General features: G+C 63.0%; 3 protein-coding genes. 1 reads left to right on the forward strand and 2 read right to left on the reverse strand.

The window, feature by feature from the left end; genetic code table 11:
* Positions 1–124: 124 nt before the first annotated feature.
* Positions 125–406, forward strand: coding sequence for a VOC family protein (locus IEW15_RS25120; RefSeq protein ID WP_188583224.1), 282 nt, complete (start codon positions 125–127; stop codon positions 404–406).
* On the opposite strand, the gene IEW15_RS25125 is transcribed toward IEW15_RS25120, so the two are convergent.
* Both IEW15_RS25125 and IEW15_RS25130 read right to left on the reverse strand, forming a co-directional pair.
* A complete protein-coding gene (locus IEW15_RS25125; RefSeq protein WP_188583226.1) occupies positions 396–2,333 on the reverse strand; it encodes a calcium-binding protein in 1,938 nt (645 codons plus the stop codon). The two genes, IEW15_RS25120 and IEW15_RS25125, sit on opposite strands and share 11 nt — an antisense overlap.
* Before the next feature lie 92 nt (positions 2,334–2,425).
* Positions 2,426–2,962, reverse strand: a 537-nt coding sequence (locus IEW15_RS25130) for a M10 family metallopeptidase C-terminal domain-containing protein (RefSeq protein WP_408999450.1), incomplete at its 5' end; no start/stop codon positions are given.

Consider the following 2,962-nt stretch of genomic DNA (forward strand, 5'->3'; position numbering starts at 1 on the left):
CTGCTGCTGACATCGCAAACCTCCCTCAGGTCCGCGATCATTGAATCGAATTCCTGACCGTTTGGGAATCCCCTATGAGTCAGGACTCACGAGATTTGGTATCAGCCACAGCACCGATCCGGGCGTGAACATCGCGGTGCTGGACCACAGCCACCAGACCGTCCCCACGGGATATGGCCGGCCGGTGGGCGGCGTGCTGGTCAATATCGAGGTCGAGGATGTCGATGCCGAGTGGTCCAGGCTTCAGGCGCGGCCGGATGTGGCCGTCCTGCTGCCGATCCGCGACGAGGCCTTCGGGCAGCGTCATTTCGTCCTGCGCGACCCGGCCGGAACCCTGATCGACATGATCAAGGTCATTCCGCATGCGGCGGAATATGATGCGGCCTATGCGGGCGTCACAGAATGAAGTCGCCGCCGGATATGGTGGCGATGCCCGAGACGAGAATGCTGAAATCGCTGCGGCGATCGCCATCGATATCACCATAGACCAACCAGCCACCTGAGGTGCCGGCCATGCGCAGTGCGCCGGCCGTGCCGGTATAGCCGCCGGTGCCGATGAAGCTGAAGGCCTGATTGCCGGCCGTGGTCGTGTCGGCATCGATGGCGGACAGGTCGACGCGGTCGCCTTCGGCCCGTGAGAAGGCGTCGATGCGGTCACGCCCTGCTGATGCCACTGTGCTGTCGGCGATCGATTTATAGACGAAGCGGTCTCGGCCGGTGCCACCGTTCAGGATATCGCCACCGGCCGCACCATAGATCACGTCATTGCCGGCGCCGCCATGAACGATGTCGCCGGTGCTGCTGCCGATGAAACTGTCATTGCCGGCGTTCAACGCGATGGCACGTCGGCCAGTGACTGTGTTGACACCGCTCAGGTCGAACCGGTCATTGCCATCGGTGCCGACCAGATCCTTGCCATCGAAGGACAGTACCTCGACCGATGCCGCGGCATTCAGGATCAGGCTGCTGGTTTCGGCCCCCGCAATCACCAGAACGGTATCCCGTCCACTGCCGCCCCGAATGGTGTCGGCACCGAATTCGCCCTGGATGTGGAAGACATCATTGCCGTCACCGCCATTGAGCGTGTCATTGCCCTGGCCACCTTCGATGATGTCGTTGCCGGCACCAGTACTGATGACGTCGTCACCAAGACCGCCATGAACGTCATCGCCGGTCTTCGATCCGGTGAAACGGTCATCGCCATCGTTCAACCATATGGTCCTGCGGGCGATGATGTTGCTGATGCCGCTCAGGTCGAAGATATCATCCTCATCTGTGCCGCTGAGATCGTGTCCGGTGAAGTGCAGGACTTCAACCGAGGTGGCCACTGTCAGGCGCAAGGACATCGTCTCGCCGCCACCGGCCACCTGGAGGGTATCGGTGCCAGCGCCGCCCTGGAACAGATCGGCCCCGAACCGGCCCTGGACCAGAAAGATGTCGTTGCCACTGCCACCGATCAGCGTGTCGCTGCCACCGCCGCCCTCAAGGATGTCATTGCCGGCGCCGCCATCGAGGATGTCATTGCCATTGCCGCCATCGACCGCATCACCGGTGCTGCTGCCGGTGAAACGGTCGGTGCCGGCACCCAGCCGGATCACCTGGCGGTTCTCATAGCCGGTAATGCCGCTCAGATCGAAGACGTCGCGGCCATCGGTGCCATTGAGCGTGCCGCCTTCGAAGCGCAGAATCTCGACCGATGCCGCCTTGGCTATGGTGAAAACACGGGTCTGCGTGCCGCCGGCAATGACGATCCGATCAGTGCCGGCACCGCCATCAAAACTGTCGATACCAGTCTGGCCCCGCAGAATGAAGCGATCATTGCCGCTGCCACCGATCAGGGTGTCATTGCCGATGCCGCCTTCAAGGCGATCATCGCCAGCGCCGCCGTCGAGCCGGTCATCGCCGGTCCCGCCATGGACGTCGTCGCCGACAGACGAACCGATGAAGGTATCGTCGCCGTCATTCAGCCAGATCGTCCGGCGGCCGATCAGGCTGACGACGCCGCGCAGGTCAAACAGATCGTCACCCTCGGTGCCCGTCAGGTCGGCGCCGGCGAAGTCGATCCGTTCCACTGACGCTTTGGTGCCGAGCACCAAGGACGCGGTGCTGGCGCCATCGGTGAGGCGGATCATGTCGGTGCCGGCACCGCCCCGGAAGGTGTCGATGCCGGTATCGCCCCAGATCAGGAAGACATCGTTGCCGTTGCCGCCGTCATAGACATCACCGCCCTCGCCACCGTCGAGCACGTCATTGCCGTCCAATCCGTACAGGATGTCGGCACCATCCGCGCCGGTGAGCCTGTTGTTGGCGGAGGTGCCGCTGATCGTTGCCATGGATCTGCCACTTCATGTGAGGCGACGGGAACGTCCGGCGGCATCCTGCGGCAGGTCCATGGTAAAGTAAATCGTGCTGGTGGGAGGGCGGATCAGAGGATGAAGTCGCTAGCGGTGAGGCTGGCTGATCCGGCGACCAGGATGGCGAAGTCGGCGATACGATTGCCGTTGATGTCCCCCTCGATCAGGAGCCCGGATCCTGTTGACACGGTGTGAAGCTGCATTGCCTTGCCCGTGAAGCTGGACGTTCCGATAAACGAGAATGTACTGGCGAAGGCCGAGAGATCGATCTTGTCGCCACCGGCTCGACTGAAGTCGAGAATCGTATCGCGACCGGAGACGGTCGTGGTGCTGTCGCTGGTGCCGGTGTAGATGAAGCGGTCGGCGCCAGCGCCCCCGGTGAGGGTGTCCGCACCACTGCCGCCTTCCAGAAGATCGCCGTCATTGCCGCCGGAGATTGTGTCGTTTCCGCTGCCGCCGAAGAGCTGGTCTCTGCCGGCGCCGCCACGCAGGATGTCGTTGCCGGACCCGCCATCGACGACATCAGCGACGGCGCTGCCGGTGAACTGATCATTGCCGGCTCCCAGGCGGATGATGGTATTTGCCTTGGTATAGCCGCCGAGGCCCGA

It is taken from the genome of Tistrella bauzanensis, assembly GCF_014636235.1.
Taxonomy (GTDB): Bacteria; Pseudomonadota; Alphaproteobacteria; order Tistrellales; family Tistrellaceae; genus Tistrella; species Tistrella bauzanensis.

Coding starts and splice junctions, on each gene's coding strand:
- IEW15_RS25125 (WP_188583226.1), bottom strand. CDS start 2,333: ATGGCAACGATCAGCGGCACCTCCGCCAACAACAGGCTCACCGGCGCG.